Source organism: Rhodanobacter glycinis, assembly GCF_006438785.1.
Classification (GTDB): Bacteria; Pseudomonadota; Gammaproteobacteria; order Xanthomonadales; family Rhodanobacteraceae; genus Rhodanobacter; species Rhodanobacter glycinis_A.
The window spans coordinates 1,609,736-1,624,717 of the sequence record NZ_RCZB01000001.1 but is presented as its reverse complement, the minus strand read 5'-3'; the positions used below and the strand labels follow the sequence as shown (position 1 = coordinate 1,624,717).

At 63.2% G+C, this 14,982-nt stretch carries 13 protein-coding genes and 1 tRNA gene; 12 read left to right on the top strand and 2 right to left on the bottom strand.

Translation table 11 applies throughout. From position 1 onward, the window contains the following. Positions 1-41: 41 nt before the first annotated feature. Entirely contained in the window at positions 42-2,690 is a 2,649-nt protein-coding gene (gene glnD / locus EAH75_RS07825) for a [protein-PII] uridylyltransferase (protein ID WP_140649801.1), read from the top strand. 78 nt (positions 2,691-2,768) lie between these two features. Continuing rightward, entirely contained in the window at positions 2,769-3,218 is a 450-nt protein-coding gene (locus tag EAH75_RS07820) for a CopD family protein (RefSeq protein WP_140649804.1), read from the top strand. A gap of 7 nt (positions 3,219-3,225) precedes the next feature. Here EAH75_RS07820 and EAH75_RS07815 read toward each other — a convergent pair whose 3' ends face one another. After that, complete coding sequence (locus EAH75_RS07815; protein ID WP_140649806.1) at positions 3,226-4,236, bottom strand: NAD-dependent epimerase; 1,011 nt, start codon at positions 4,234-4,236, stop codon at positions 3,226-3,228. 251 nt (positions 4,237-4,487) lie between these two features. Here EAH75_RS07815 and thrS point away from each other — a divergent pair, with 251 nt between their 5' ends. The 9 genes from thrS (at position 4,488) to EAH75_RS07770 (ending at position 12,119) form a co-directional block, all read left to right on the top strand. Continuing rightward, a complete protein-coding gene (gene thrS / locus EAH75_RS07810) occupies positions 4,488-6,389 on the top strand; it encodes a threonine--tRNA ligase (RefSeq protein WP_140649808.1) in 1,902 nt (633 codons plus the stop codon). Between the two features lie 29 nt (positions 6,390-6,418). Beyond that, positions 6,419-6,961 (top strand): translation initiation factor IF-3, encoded by a 543-nt coding sequence (gene infC, locus EAH75_RS07805; RefSeq protein WP_140649810.1) that lies wholly within the window; start codon positions 6,419-6,421, stop codon positions 6,959-6,961. Between the two features lie 206 nt (positions 6,962-7,167). Beyond that, positions 7,168-7,365, top strand: a complete 198-nt coding sequence (gene rpmI, locus EAH75_RS07800) for a 50S ribosomal protein L35 (protein WP_140649813.1) — start codon at positions 7,168-7,170, stop codon at positions 7,363-7,365. Between the two features lie 16 nt (positions 7,366-7,381). Continuing rightward, a complete protein-coding gene (gene rplT / locus EAH75_RS07795; RefSeq protein WP_072757645.1) occupies positions 7,382-7,741 on the top strand; it encodes a 50S ribosomal protein L20 in 360 nt (119 codons plus the stop codon). Positions 7,742-7,878: 137 nt separating this feature from the next. Beyond that, on the top strand, positions 7,879-8,874 hold the full coding sequence (gene pheS / locus EAH75_RS07790; RefSeq protein WP_140649815.1) for a phenylalanine--tRNA ligase subunit alpha: 996 nt from the start codon (positions 7,879-7,881) through the stop codon (positions 8,872-8,874). 37 nt (positions 8,875-8,911) lie between these two features. Further along, complete coding sequence (gene pheT, locus EAH75_RS07785) at positions 8,912-11,332, top strand: phenylalanine--tRNA ligase subunit beta (RefSeq protein WP_140649817.1); 2,421 nt, start codon at positions 8,912-8,914, stop codon at positions 11,330-11,332. A 1-nt stretch (position 11,333) separates the two neighbouring features. Further along, positions 11,334-11,633 (top strand): integration host factor subunit alpha, encoded by a 300-nt coding sequence (gene ihfA, locus EAH75_RS07780; RefSeq protein WP_007804491.1) that lies wholly within the window; start codon positions 11,334-11,336, stop codon positions 11,631-11,633. Then, positions 11,614-11,970, top strand: a complete 357-nt coding sequence (locus EAH75_RS07775) for a MerR family transcriptional regulator (RefSeq protein ID WP_056386704.1) — start codon at positions 11,614-11,616, stop codon at positions 11,968-11,970. The genes ihfA and EAH75_RS07775 overlap by 20 nt, the downstream gene beginning before the upstream one ends. A 72-nt stretch (positions 11,971-12,042) precedes the next feature. Then, positions 12,043-12,119: transfer RNA gene (locus EAH75_RS07770), tRNA-Pro, on the top strand. 100 nt (positions 12,120-12,219) lie between these two features. Here EAH75_RS07770 and serA read toward each other — a convergent pair. Next, positions 12,220-13,452 (bottom strand): phosphoglycerate dehydrogenase, encoded by a 1,233-nt coding sequence (gene serA / locus EAH75_RS07765; protein ID WP_140649819.1) that lies wholly within the window; start codon positions 13,450-13,452, stop codon positions 12,220-12,222. A gap of 120 nt (positions 13,453-13,572) precedes the next feature. Between serA and EAH75_RS07760 the strand changes: the two genes are divergently transcribed. Further along, positions 13,573-14,964, top strand: coding sequence for an FAD-binding oxidoreductase (locus tag EAH75_RS07760; RefSeq protein ID WP_140649821.1), 1,392 nt, complete (start codon positions 13,573-13,575; stop codon positions 14,962-14,964). Positions 14,965-14,982 lie beyond the last annotated feature (18 nt).

Sequence of the window (14,982 nt, the reverse complement as noted above, 5' to 3'; positions counted from 1 at the left end):
TTTCCGCAAGCCGCCAGGCGCTCACGGAGTTCCGTCCAGCCATGTCGCCGACACCAAGCTCTGTCGCTTTGCCGCCGCTGCCGCGCCTTCCGGTGGCGGTGCCGCGTTCCGGCGTGTCGGCCGAAGCACGTCGCGCACTGCGGCAATTGCTGGGTGACGTCGACCGCGCGTTGGCCACCGCGTTTCGCGATGGTGCCGATGCCAGCGCGCTGGCGCGACGCCGCGGCGAATCGGTCGAGCGGGTGGTTGCACACGTGTGGCTCGCCTGCCTGGGTGAAGTCGGCGAAACCACACTGTTCGCCGTCGGCGGCTTCGGCCGTGGCCTGTTGTTTCCGTATTCGGATGTGGACCTGCTGGCGCTGGTGAAATCCCCCGAGCCCGCGCGCCTGCGCGCGCTGGAGCAGTTCTTCGCCACGTTGTGGGATATCGGCCTGAAGGTGGGTCATGCAGTGCGCGACCCTGCGCAGTGCCGCGCACTGGCGGCGCAGGATGCCAGCGTATTCACCAGCCTGCTGGATGCGCGGCGGCTGGCCGGCGATCCGGCATTCGATGCGAGCTTGCGGGCCATCGTCGATGACCCCGTGCTATGGCCTCCGCATGAATATCTGGCCGCCCGGCTGGCCGAGCGCGACGCCCGGCATGCCCGTTACGACGACACGGCCTACAACCTCGAGCCGAACCTGAAGGATGGCCCCGGCGGCTTGCGCACGCTCGATTCGCTGCGCTGGATGGGTCGACGGCTGGCGCACGCGGACGGCTTGGGCGGCATGGTGGCCGAAGGCCTGCTCGATCCGGCCGAACTGGCCACGCTGGAACAGTCCGAAGCCACCTTGCGCCGCTATCGCTACGCACTGCACCTGGAGGCTGGCCGGCCCGAGGAGCGGCTGCTTTTCGACTACCAGCGAGCGCTGGCCACCCGGTTGGGTTTCGAGGATGAGCACGAGAAGAACCTCGGCGTCGAACAGTTCATGCAGGGCTACTACCGTGCGGCCAGCCAGGTCGAGCGGCTCGGCGTGCAGGTGGCCGAGCGTTTTGTGGAAATGCTGGAGCCGCCGGGCGAGGCACAGCCGGTCGGGGCCGAGTTCCTGCGCTATGGCTCGCGGCTGGCGGCGCGCGATCCGCAACTGTTCATGCAGCGGCCGGCCGCGCTGGTGGAGATCTTCATCACGCGGCTGGATCAGCCTGGCCTGGTCGGCTTCAGCGCCGACACGATGCGGCGAATCCATCAGGCCACCGCCGTGCATGGCGACACGCTGGCCGATGACGACGACGTGCTGGCGGCCTTCCTGCGACTATTGCGCCGTGGCGCGCCAGCGGTGGAGGCGCTGTGGCGAATGAACCGGCACGGCCTGCTGGCGGCGATCCTGCCCGCGTTCGGCAAAGTATTCGGGCGCATGCAGTACGACCTGTTCCATGTCTACACCGTCGACGAACATACCTTGCGCGTACTGCGCAACATGGCGCGCTTCGCCGACCCGGCGGCGCACCGCGAATTTCCGTTGGGCTGCGAAATCTGGGTCAGCCTGCCCAAGCCCGAAGTGCTGCTGCTGGCGGCGCTGTTTCACGACATCGCGAAGGGCCGTGGCGGCGATCACTCGGTGCTGGGCGAGCAGGATGCGCGCGCGTTCTGCTCGCGGCTGGGGTTGTCACCAAGCGACATAGAGAGGGTCGCCTGGCTGGTGCGCTGGCATCTGCTGATGAGTACCACTGCGCAGCGCCAGGACATCACCGACCCGGATGTGGTGCACCGGTTTGCGGAACTGGTCGGTGAGCGCGAGCGGCTCGGTCAGCTGTACCTGTTGACCATCGCCGACATCATCGGCACCAGCCCGCGGCTGTGGAACGGCTGGAAGGATCGACTGCTGTCCGATCTGTGCGTGGCTACCCGTTACGCGCTGCGCAGCGATGTGGAGCTGCCGCGCGATATCGGTGTGCGCGTGCACGAATGTTCCGAGTATGCGCTGGCGCTGCTGATGAACGAGGGCTACGCCGAGGCTGACGTGGTACGGATCTGGGCGGACTTCCCGCAGCTCAGCTTCCTGCGTCACCGGCCCGAGCAGATCGCCTGGCAAACGGGCGCAATCCTGCTTGCGAAGGGCGCGCTACCGCTGGTCGCGGTTCATCCGTTGTCGGTACGCGGCAGCACCGAACTGTTTGTCTACACGCCTGATCGCGATGGCCTGTTCGCCACCGTCACGGCGGTGCTGGACCGTTTGCGCTTTTCGGTGATGGAGTCGCGCATCCTGAGTTCGCCGACCGGCATGGCATTGGATACGTTCCTGTTGCTGGATGCGGACAGCCAGCAGCCGGTCAGCACGGCGCGCGCGGAGGAACTCCAACAAAGATTGCAGCGTGCGTTGACGCAATCCGCCGGCGTGCAGCCGAGCAAACGCGGCATGTCGCGCCATCAAAAGCATTTCCAGATGACACCGAAGATCAGTTTTCATGCTGCCGGTGATCGCACCCAGCTGGCGCTGGTCGGTACAGATCGCCCCGGCCTGCTGGCCGCGGTAGCGCAGATCATGCTGCATGCCGAGGTGCGCGTGCATGACGCTCGCATCGCGACGTTTGGCGAACGCGTGGAGGATTTCTTCCAGCTGACCGATCGCCACAATGCGCCGCTCGATGCTGGCATGCAGGAACGCTTGCTGCAGGCACTGATGGAGCGGATCGGTCCGGCACAGGAGTGAATGCTGCCGCTTCGGAGTAATCCTGGGCGCGCGCTATCATCTCATCGCTGCGCGCTGCAGCGGCCACGTGTTTTCTCCATGACCTACCTGCTGATCAAATCGCTGCACCTGCTGTTCGTCATCGCCTGGATGGCTTCGGTGTTCTATCTGCCGCGGATCCTGGTGAATCTGGCCGAGACTGCCAACGAACCTGCAGTGCAGGCACGGCTGCAACTGATGGGGCGGCGGTTGTACAAGTTCGGCCACAACATGTTCGGCCTCGCCTTCCTGTTCGGCGTGACCCTGTGGCAGGGCTGGCGAGTGTTTCCCTCCACGTTGCCGAACGTGACCGCAGGCATGCACTGGATCGACGCCAAACTTACCCTGGTTGCCGTGCTGCTCGCATATTTCATCGGGTGCGGTCGTCTGCTCAAGCGCAAGGCCGCGGGTGGTGCATTGCCGTCGTCACGGGCATTGCGCTGGCTCAACGAGCTGCCGGTGCTGCTGCTGCTGGCGGTGATCTATCTGGTGATCGCCAAGCCGTTCTGAGGCTTGCTCAACGCTGTCCGTAGTACTGGCGATACCACGCCGCGAACTTTTTCACGCCCTGCTCGATGGGCGTGCCCGGCGCGTAGCCGACATCCCGGCGTAACGCCGAGACGTCCGCCCAGGTATCGGGCACGTCACCGGGCTGCATCGGCAGCAGGCGCTTTTCGACGGTGCGGCCGAAGTTCTGCTCCAGCAGTTCGATGAAACGCATGAGCTGCACCGGCTGGTCGTTGCCGATGTTGTAGACGCGATACGGTGCGTTCGATGTGCCCGGATTCGGCGCTTCGGCGTCGTACGCGGGATCAGGTTCGGCAGGGTGATCGAGGGCGCGGATTACACCCTCGACGATGTCGTCGACATAGGTGAAGTCGCGACTGTGGTGGCCGTGGTTGAACACGTCGATCGGTTCGCCGCGGCTGATCCGGTCGGCGAACAGGATCGGCGCCATGTCCGGCCGCCCCCACGGCCCGTACACGGTGAAGAAGCGCAGGCCGGTGGTCGGCAGGCCGTACAGATGGCTGTAGGTATGCGCCATCAGTTCGTTGGCCTTCTTGCTGGCCGCGTACAGGCTGACCGGATGATCGACCGCGTCCTCGACTGCGAACGGCAGCTTGCGGTTGGCGCCGTAGACCGAGCTGGACGAGGCGTAAACCAGATGCTCGACGTTGCCGTGGCGGCAGGCTTCGAGGATGTTGACGAACCCGACCAGGTTGCTCTGCACATAGGCGCGCGGATTCTGCAGCGAATAGCGCACGCCGGCCTGCGCGGCGAGATTCACTACGCGCTGCGGCTTGAACGTGGCGAACGCGTGATCCACCGCGGCAGCATCAGCCAGATCGGCGCGCTGATGGATGTAGTTCGGATGACCGGCGAATTGCGCGAGCCGGGCTTCCTTCAGCGCAGGATCGTAGTAGTCGTTGTGGTTGTCGAAGCCATAGACCTCCTCCCCGCGTGCCAGCAGGCGCTGCGCCAGGGCGGCGCCGACAAAGCCGGCGGTACCGGTAACCAGAATGCGCATCGAGGATCCTCGGATAGTTGGATTCATTCTATCGCTGACGGCTGATCTGCATGGCCGCATAAGCAAGGATTGACAGCCGATTTGAGCTAAACTAGCGTCTCGACTTCATCCATCAAGAAGGTGGCCCGCGTTTCGCGCTGGCCGAGTGTGCGACATGGCAACTACCTGCTTCCATTGCTGATTCCACCACGCCTTTAGTATTTCCGGGAAAAGGGCGTTCGCCCTTTTTTGCTTTTCAGAGAATGGTTCCCATGATTGAGATCACGTTACCCGACGGCAGCAAGCGGCCGTTCGATCACTCCGTTACCGTGCAGGACGTGGCCGCCTCGATTGGCGCCGGTCTGGCCAAAGCGACGCTGGCCGGCAAGGTCGACGGCCAGCTGGTGGATGCCAGCTTCCCGATCGAGCACGACGCCAGCCTGCAGATCATCACCGACAAGAGCCCGGAAGCGCTGGAGATCCTGCGTCACTCCACGGCGCACTTGATGGGGCAGGCGGTGCAGCGGCTGTATCCCGGTGCACAGGTGACGATTGGCCCGGTGATCGACAACGGCTTCTTCTACGACTTTGCCTACGAGCGGCCGTTCACGCCGGATGATCTGCCGAAGATCGAGGCGGAGATGAACAAAGTCGTTGCCGAGCAGTTGCCGGTGACGCGCAGTGTGAAGTCACGCGACGAGGCGGTAGCGTTCTTTCGCGGCATGGGCGAGAACTACAAGGCCGAGATCATCGAGTCGATCCCGTCCGACGAGCCACTGTCGCTCTATTCGCAGGGCGAGTTCACCGACCTGTGCCGCGGACCGCACGTACCGAACACCGGCAAGCTGCGCGCGTTCAAGTTGATGAAGGTAGCCGGCGCGTATTGGCGCGGCGATTCCAACAACGCGATGCTGACCCGCATCTACGGCACCGCCTGGCTCAACGACAAGGACCTGAAGGCTTACCTGTTCCAGCTCGAAGAAGCCGAGAAGCGTGACCATCGCAAGATCGGCAAGCAGCTCGACCTGTTCCATCAGCAGGAAGAAAGCCCTGGCATGGTGTTCTGGCACCCGAATGGCTGGGCGATCTGGCAGCAGGTCGAGCAGTACATGCGCGGCGTCTACAAGAAGAGCGGCTATCAGGAAGTGCGTTGCCCGATGGTGCTGGACGTGTCGCTGTGGAAGAAGTCCGGCCACTGGGACAACTACGCCGAGAACATGTTCTTCACCGAGTCCGAGAAGCACACCTACGCGCTGAAGCCGATGAACTGTCCCGGCCATGTGCAGGTGTTCAACACCGGCCTGCACAGTTATCGCGAACTGCCGATCCGCTACGGCGAATTCGGCGGCTGCCATCGCAACGAACCGTCCGGTGCACTGCACGGCATCATGCGCGTGCGTGCGTTCACCCAGGACGATGGTCACATTTTCTGTACCCCGGAGCAGGTCGAAGCCGAAGTCACGGCTTTCCATTTGCAGGCGATGAAGGTCTACGCCGACTTCGGTTTCACCGATCTGGCAATCAAGCTGGCGTTGCGGCCGGACAAGCGCATCGGCTCGGACGAATTCTGGGACCGCACCGAAGAGATGCTGCGCCGCGCATTGCGCGCCGCCGGTGTGGAGTGGGAGGAGCTGCCGGGCGAGGGTGCGTTCTACGCGCCCAAGATCGAGTATCACCTCAAGGACTCGATCGGCCGGGCCTGGCAGGTTGGCACCATGCAGGTCGATTTCATGATGCCCGAGCGTCTTGACGCCGAATACGTGGACGAACACTCGCAGAAACAGCATCCGGTGATGCTGCACCGGGCCATCGTGGGTTCGATGGAGCGTTTCATCGGCATCCTGATCGAGCACCATGCCGGCTTGCTGCCGGCGTGGCTGGCTCCGATACAGGCGGTGGTGCTCAATATCACCGATGCACAGGGCGATTACGTCAGTCAGGTGACGCAAACCCTTGTCGACAAAGGTTTCCGGGTACAATCGGATTTGCGCAACGAGAAAGTCGGCTATAAAATCCGCGAGCATACGATGCAGAAAGTGCCTTATCTTCTTGTGGTCGGTGATCGCGAGAAAGAGACGGGGACCGTTTCTGTGCGTACCCGTTCCGGCGAAGACCTGGGCAGCATGCCGCTGGCCGACTTCATCGAGCGACTGGAGACCGAAACCCGGCGCTGAGCGCCGAGCGGTCTGTTTCATCACTTCTTCTGGAGGATCGTGGTATCGCAACCACCGACAACAAGGGCAATCGTCGTAACCTGGAAATCCGTGTGCCGCGGGTGCGTGTGATTGGTGCTGAGGCGGAACAGCTTGGCATCCTGACCCGTGACGAGGCGCTGGCGCTGGCGCAGGAAGCTGGCATGGATCTGGTCGAGATCCAGCCGAACGGCGACCCGCCGGTCTGCCGCATCATGGATTACGGCAAGTTCAAGTTCGAAGCCCAGAAGAAGGCGCAGGCCGCCAAGAAGAAGCAGAAGCAGGTCGAGATCAAGGAAGTGAAGTTCCGCCCGGTCACCGACGTGGGCGACTACCAGATCAAGCTGCGCAACATGCTTCGCTTCCTTGAGGAAGGCGACAAGGTCAAGGTCACCATCCGTTTCCGCGGTCGCGAGATGTCGCATCAGGATCTGGGCCAGAATCTGGCCAAGAAGATCCAGGAAGACGTCGGTGAAAACGGCCAGGTCGAGTCCTTTCCGCGGCTCGAAGGACGCCAGATGGTCATGATGATCGGCCCCAAGAAGAAGCAGTGAGGCTAACGGCGACCCATGGGGTCGCCGTTCTGCATTGCGCAGCTGGTATAGCGCAGGTTTAATCCGTATAATCGCCGGTTCGACCCGCATGGATGGGTCGTGCACCGATCGCGGCAGGACGGAAAGCGTGGCTCCAGGCCACCGCCAGATCAGTCAGAAACCGGGGCCGCTTCAAGACAGGCAGGCCCCACACAAGGAGCATTTCCATGCCCAAGATCAAGACCAACCGGGCGGCTGCGAAGCGTTTTCGCAAGACGGCATCGGGCAAAATCAAGTGCGGTCACGCTTACCGGTCACACATCCTGACCAAGAAATCGACCAAGCTGAAGCGCGGTCTGCGCTCCAAGAACCACCTCAAGGCGTGCGACACCAAGGGTGTAGCGCGCATGTTGCCGTACTTGTAAGACGAGGAGATAAACCATGGCTCGTGTAAAGCGTGGCGTTACCGCCCGTCGTCGTCACAAGAAAGTTATCGGTCGTGCCAAGGGCTACTACAATGCCCGCCGCAAGGTCTTCCGGGTTGCCAACCAGGCCGTCATCAAGGCCGGTCAGTACGCCTATATCGGCCGCAAGCAGCGCAAGCGTCAGTTCCGTGCGCTGTGGATCGTCCGCATCAACGCCGCCGCGCGCATGTTCGGGCTGTCCTACAGCCGCCTGATCAATGGCCTGAGCAAGGCTGGTATCACCGTTGACCGCAAGGTTCTCGCTGATATCGCCGTGCACGACATCAAGGCGTTTGAAGTGATCGCCGAGAAAGCGAAGGCCAGTCTGGCCGCTTGATCGTCGGACGCTCTTGCGTCAGCACGATATGATGTAAAGCAAGCGGAGAGGAGGCCACAGCCTCCTCTCCGTTTTCGTTTTTGTGGATCACAAGAGCCTGTTTTCAGCGAACGGGTTCGCTAGCGGGAATCGCATCGATGGACGATCTGGACAGCCGCGCCGCTCAGGCGCTGGCCGATATCGACAGGACCGACACGCTCGAGGCGCTCGATGCAATGCGCGTCGGCCTGCTGGGCAAGAGTGGCGTTGTCACGGCCGCACTGAAGGCGCTTGGCACGCTGGCGCCGGAGGAGCGCAAGACGCATGGCGCTGCGGTGAACAGGGTGAAGGAACGTCTGGCTGACGCGCTCGTCGTCCGCAAGCAGGTGCTGGAGCAGGCCGAACTGGATCGCCGGTTGGCCTCCGAGAAGCTTGATATCAGTCTGCCTGGTCGCGACGGCGAACGCGGTGGCATTCATCCGATCACCCGTGCGCTGGAGCGCATCGCCTCGATCTTCGCGCGGCTCGGTTACCAGCGCGCCGATGGTCCGGAGATCGAGGACGACTGGCACAACTTCGAGGCACTTAACTTCCCACCGCATCATCCGGCGCGCGCCATGCACGACACCTTCTATTTCGGTGACGGCCGCCTGCTGCGCACGCATACCTCGCCAGTGCAGATCCGTGCGATGGCCGGCCGTCAGCCACCGATCCGCATCATCGCGCCGGGCAAGGTCTACCGCAGCGACTCGGATCAGACCCATTCGCCGATGTTCCACCAGATCGAGGGCCTGCTGGTCGATGAGACATCCAGCATGGCCGATTTGAAGGGCACCCTGGCCGAGTTCTTGCGCGCGTTCTTCGAGCGCGACTTCGAGATGATGTTCAAGCCCACCTACTTTCCGTTCGTGGAACCCGGTGCGGACGTGATCATTCGCTGGGAGCAGGAAGACGGTTCGAGTCGCTGGCTGGAGGTGCTTGGCTGCGGCATGGTGCATCCGAACGTGCTCAGGAACGTGGGCATCGATCCGGAGCGTTATACCGGCTTCGCTTTCGGCATGGGTGTCGAGCGTCTGGCGATGTTGCGCTACGGCGTGAAGGATCTGCGCGCGTTCTTCGAGAACGACCTGCGCTTTCTCAAGCAGTTCGCCTGATGTCGTCGAATAAACCCCGCAGGCAGGAACGAGACCGATGAAATTTTCCGAGAACTGGCTGCGCGAACTGGTCGAGATCACGGCGGATCGTGACGCCTTGGCCCGCGCACTGACCATGGCTGGCCTGGAGGTGGAAGACGTCACACCGCTGGGCGAGAGCCTGCACGGCGTCGTGGTGGCGCAGATCGTGGCCGCCGAGAAACATCCGGAAGCCGATCGCCTGCAGATATGCAAAGTGGACGCCGGGCAGGGCGTGCTGCTGCAGATCGTCTGTGGCGCGCCCAACGCGCGGGTTGGCATCAAGGTTCCGCTGGCCACGGTCGGCGCCAACCTGCCGGGCGGCATTGCGATCAAGGCCGCGAAACTGCGTGGGGTCGAATCGACCGGCATGCTGTGCTCGGCCCGCGAGCTGGGCATCGATGCCGATGCGTCCGGCCTGCTGGAATTGCCGGCCGAGGCGCCGGTGGGTCAGTCGCTCGCGGACTACCTCGGGCTGCCAGACGCCAGCTTCGAGCTCAGCATCACTCCGAACCGTTCGGATTGCCTGAGCCTGCACGGTCTGGCCTACGACGTTGCAGCCTTGTTCGGCAGCGCGGCGAAGCTGCCGGAGCAATCTCCTGCGCTGGTTACCAGCGCGTCGCGTCGCGGTATCCGACTGGAGGCCGGCAAGGATGCACCGCGTTATCTGGGGCGCATCGTCGAGGGTATCGATCCAGCCGCACGCACGCCGCTGTGGCTGATCGAGCGGCTGCGTCGTTCCGGTCTGCGCCCGATCAGCGCGGTGGTCGATATCACCAATTACGTGATGCTGGAACTGGGCCAGCCACTGCATGCATTCGACAACGACATCTTGCAGGGCGATATCGTGGTGCGCCATGCAGGCACGAGCGAGACGCTGATGCTGCTGGATGGCAACGAAGCGAAGCTGGATGAAGGCTTCGTGCTGATCGCCGACGAGCACAAGGCACTGGCGGTGGCCGGCGTGATGGGGGGATTCGACTCGCGCGTCACCGACACCACCCGCAACATTTTCCTGGAATCCGCGCACTTCGCGCCGGCCGCGATCATGGGCCGAGCACGCAAGCTGGGGCTGCACACAGAGGCCTCACACCGTTTCGAGCGCGGCGTCGATCCGCAGTTGCCGCAGCGCGCCCTGGAACGCGCCACCGAGCTGTTGCTTGCGATTGCCGGCGGCAACGCCGGGCCCGTGCTGCTGGCGGAAAACCGTGCTGACCTGACGCCCCCTGCAGCCGTAGGCCTGCGTCGTGCCCGACTCCAGCGCGTGCTTGGCGTGAGCGTGGGTGATGCCGAAGTGGCGCGCATCTTCACCGCGCTGGGCATGCAGGTGGAAGTGACTGCCGACGGTTGGCAGATCACCGCGCCGAGTAGCCGCTTCGACATCGAGCGCGAGGAAGACCTGATCGAGGAAGTGGCGCGCATCTTCGGTTACGACAACATTCCCACACTCTCGCCGGCCGGTGCACTGGCGCTGGCAGTCGAGCCGGAGGCACGGATCAATGAGTTGGCGCTGCGCGAACAGCTGGCTGCGCGGGGCTATTATGAGGCAGTAAACCTGTCCTTCGTTGCGGCGGACCTGCTGGCGAGTTGGGGTTTCACCGAACGGCTGGTGTCCCTGGCCAACCCGCTGTCGGCCGATCTGGCGGTGATGCGCCCATCGTTGCTGCCGGGCTTGATCGAGACACTGCGTCACAACCGTGCCCGCCAGCAGGAGCGCGTGCGATTGTTCGAGGTGGCACGGGTATTTCATCAATTCGGGGCCGTCCGCGAAGACCCGGAAGCGCATCAACAGGCGGGTGACCCGCCGGTGGAAATCCCGAGTCTGGCCATCGTCGCCTGCGGCAACGCGCGTGCCGAGCAGTGGGGCGAACCGTCGCGGATGCTCGACTTCCATGATCTCAAGGGTGAACTGGATGCATTGATTGCATGGGGTGGCGAGCCGCAGCGTTGGTCGGTGCACGCCGATGACCTGCCGGGCTGGTTGCACCCGGGCCGCGGCGCGAGGGTAGCCCGCGATGGCGAGACAGTGGGCTATCTCGGGGCGTTGCATCCGCAACTGGCCAAGGCGCTGGACCTGGGTGCGGACGTGCATGTGCTGGAGCTGGCCCTGGATCCGTTGCTGGCGCGCCGCCTGCCGCACGCGCAGGCCGTGCCGCGTTTCCCGGTGGTGCGGCGCGATATCGCGATGGATCTGCCGGAAATCGTCAGCTGGTCACAGATCGAGCAGCTTGTTCGCCGCACGCTGGGCGAGCGCCTGAAGGAACTGCGCCTATTCGATCGCTACAGCGGCAAGGGCGTCGAAGCGGGCCGAAAAAGTCTCGCTATGGGCTTGATTTTACAGGACGCTTCACGCACGCTTACCGACGACGACGCGGACCGCTGCGTACGCGAAGCGGTAGCTGCGTTGGAGCAAACATGCAAGGCAAAGCTGCGAGGATGAGATGGCGCTGACCAAGGCGGAAATGGCCGAGCGGCTTTTCCTCGACGTGGGCCTCAACAAGCGTGAGGCAAAGGAGTTCGTGGACGCCTATTTCGAGGTGGTTCGCGGAGCACTGGAAAACGGCGAGCAGGTGAAGTTGTCCGGATTCGGCAACTTCGATCTGCGGCTGAAGAACCAGCGGCCTGGACGCAACCCGAAAACCGGTGAGGAGATCCCGATCTCCGCCCGGCGCGTGGTGACGTTCCGACCGGGACAGAAACTCAAGGTAAGAGTCGAGGGCTATGCTGGATCAAGGGAATAACACCGAACTGCCTGCCATCCCGGCCAAGCGCTACTTCACCATTGGTGAGGTGGGCGAGTTGTGCGGTGTGAAGCCCCACGTGCTGCGTTACTGGGAGCAGGAGTTTCCTGCGCTCAACCCGGTGAAACGCCGCGGCAACCGCCGCTACTACCAGCGCCACGACGTGCTGATGATCCGCCAGATCCGCTCGCTTCTGTACGACGAGGGCTTCACCATCACTGGTGCGCGTGCGCGGCTGGAAGGTCCGCAAGCCCGGATGGAAGCGAGCATCTCGCATCAGATCGTGCGTCAGGTGCGCATGGAACTGGAAGAAGTTCTGACCCTGCTGCGCCGCTGAGCACATTCGGACTCCATGATGGCTTCCGGCATGGCCCGGTGAGCTGATAGACTAGTCGTCTTGCCGAACAGTCGGGGCGTAGCGCAGCCTGGTAGCGCATCTGCCTGGGGGGCAGAGGGTCGTCGGTTCAAATCCGGCCGCCCCGACCAATTCGGTATCAAGCACAAAAAAAGCGCCGTTGGGCGCTTTTTTTATTGGGAACAGGAATCGTGTCCGGACGAAAGTCGCAATATTCCGGCCGCTCTCAGATCAATACAGCACCCGGCTGCGCAAGGTGCCCGGGATCGCCGCCAATTGCTCCTTGAGCGCGCTGGCCTGGAGCGCATCGGCGCTGACGTCGATTACCACGTAGCCCACTTCGCTGTCGGTCTGCAGGAACTGCGCGTCGATGTTGATGTTGCCGGCCGAGAACACTTCGTTGATGCGCGACAGCATGCCCGGTACGTTGCGGTGGATGTGCAACAGGCGGCGACTGTGCGGGTGTTCGGGCAGGTTGACTTCGGGGAAATTCACCGCCGACAGAGTGGATCCGTTGTCGCTGTAGCGGATCAGTTTGCTGGCGACCTCGATGCCGATGTTGTCCTGCGCCTCCAGCGTGCTGCCGCCGATGTGCGGGGTCAGGATCACATTGTCCAGGCCGACCAGCGGCGAGACGAAGGGATCGTCGTTGCCTTTTGGTTCGAGCGGAAACACGTCGACCGCGGCACCGGCCAGGTGGCCGGCGTGCAACGCAGCGGCCAATGCGTCGATATCCACCACGCTGCCGCGCGAGGCGTTGATCAACATCGCGCCGGTACGCATCCTGGCCAGCTGCTCTTGCCGGATCATCAGCTGGGTGGCAGGGGTTTCGGGCACGTGCAAGGTGACCACGTCAGCGCGTTCCAGCAGTTCGTCCAGACTGGACACCGCACGCGCATTGCCCAGCGACAGCTTGGTTTCGATATCGTGGAAGATCACCCGCATGCCGAGACCCTCGGCCAGCACGCCGACCTGGGTGCCGATGTGGCCGTAGCCGACGATGCCGAGCACCTTGTCGCGCGTTTCGTAGCTGCCGCTGGCCGACTTGGTCCAGCCACCGCGGTGGCACAACGCGTTCTTCTGCGGGATCCCGCGCAGCAGCATGATTGCCTCGGCGATCACCAGCTCTGCCACGCTGCGCGTGTTGGAGTAAGGCGCATTGAATACCGGCACACCCAGCTTGCGTGCTGCGGCGAGATCCACCTGGTTGGTACCGATGCAGAAGCAACCCACCGCGATCAGCCGTTTCGCGTGTGCCAGCACCTCGTCGGTGAGTTGTGTGCGCGAACGGATGCCGACGATATGTGCATCGCTGATGCGCCGCTTGAGTTCATCTTCCGGTAGCGATTTCGCATGCAGTTCGACCTGGCTGTAGCCGGCACGTCGAAAATTCTCCACCGCGCTGGCGCTGACGCCCTCCAGCAGCAATACCTTGATGTCTTGGCGGGGGTAGGAGGTTTGCATGCGTCGGCCTGGGCAAGGAAGAGCGCCTACTATGCCAGAGCCGGGAACAATTTGCGGCACTGCAGCACTGGACGTGATGCGGCGCGACTGGCAGGCTGCCGCAATATCCTGGAGCAAAGCATGCCCGACCCACGTCTTGCCGAATTGTCCCGATGGTTGCCCGATCTCCGGCTGCTTACTGCGCCTGGTGATCTGGAACATTACGGTCGCGACTGGACCCGCCGCTGGACACCGGCACCGCTGGCCATTGCGCTGCCGGCCAACGTGGACGAAGTGCAGACGATCGTGCGTTGGGCGAACGAACGACAGGTAGCCATCGTGCCATCCGGTGGCCGCACTGGCCTGTCCGGCGGCGCGGTGGCGGCCCATGGCGAGCTGGTACTTAGCCTGGAGCGGATGAGCCGCGTGCTGGATTTCGACGCAGTCGATCGCACGCTCACCGTGCAGGCGGGCATCGCGCTGCAGACCGTGCACGAAGCGGCTCATTGTCATGGCCTGATCTATCCGGTCGATTTCGCTGCTCGTGGTTCGTGCTCGATCGGCGGAAATATCGCCACCAATGCCGGTGGCATCCGGGTGATCCGTTACGGCAACACGCGCGAATGGATTGCCGGGATGAAAGTGATCGCCGGCAATGGCGAACTGATCGAACTCAACCGAGGCCTGATCAAGAATTCCAGCGGCTACGATTTCCGTCAGCTGCTGATTGGTTCGGAAGGCACATTGGGTATCGTGGTGGAGGCGACCCTGAAGCTCACCGATCCGCCGCCCATCTCGCAAGTCATGCTGCTGGCGTTGCCGAATATGGATGCGCTGATGCAGGTATTTGCGCTGTTTCGCACGCGGCTGGCGCTGCAGGCGTTCGAGTTCTTCACCGACCAGGCGCTGCAGCATGTGCTGGCGCATGGTGCACAACGTGCCATCGACGGCGATCATCCGTATTACGTGGTGACCGAGTTCGACGCGGTTGACGAGCGGCAACAGCAGATGGCCCTGGCTGCGTTCGAGCATGCGCTGGAGCAGGGCTGGGTCAGCGACGGCGTGATCGCGCAAAGCGAGGCGCAGGCTGCCACGCTGTGGCGGCTGCGCGAAGGCATCACCGAGAGCCTGGCCCCGCGGCGGCCGTACAAGAACGACGTGTCGGTGCGGATCAGTGCAGTGCCGGCGTTCCTGCACGAGATGCAGGCTCTGCTGGCGCGTGAGTACCCGCAAATCGAGGTGGTCTGGTTCGGCCATATCGGCGATGGCAACCTGCACATCAACGTGCTGCGTCCGGAGGATCTGGTCGAGGAGGCGTTCATCGCGCAGTGTGAGCACGTCACCCGGTTGCTGGCGGCTACCTTGCAACGCCATGGCGGCAGCATCTCGGCCGAGCATGGCATCGGCCTGGTCAAACGGGCCTACCTGGAAAGCACGCGCAGCGTGGCCGAGATCGCGTTGATGCAGGGCGTGCGCAAGGTGTTCGACCCGAACGGCATTCTCAACCCAGGCAAGTTGTTTGCAACTGGCTGAAAGAGTTGGCAATCCGCG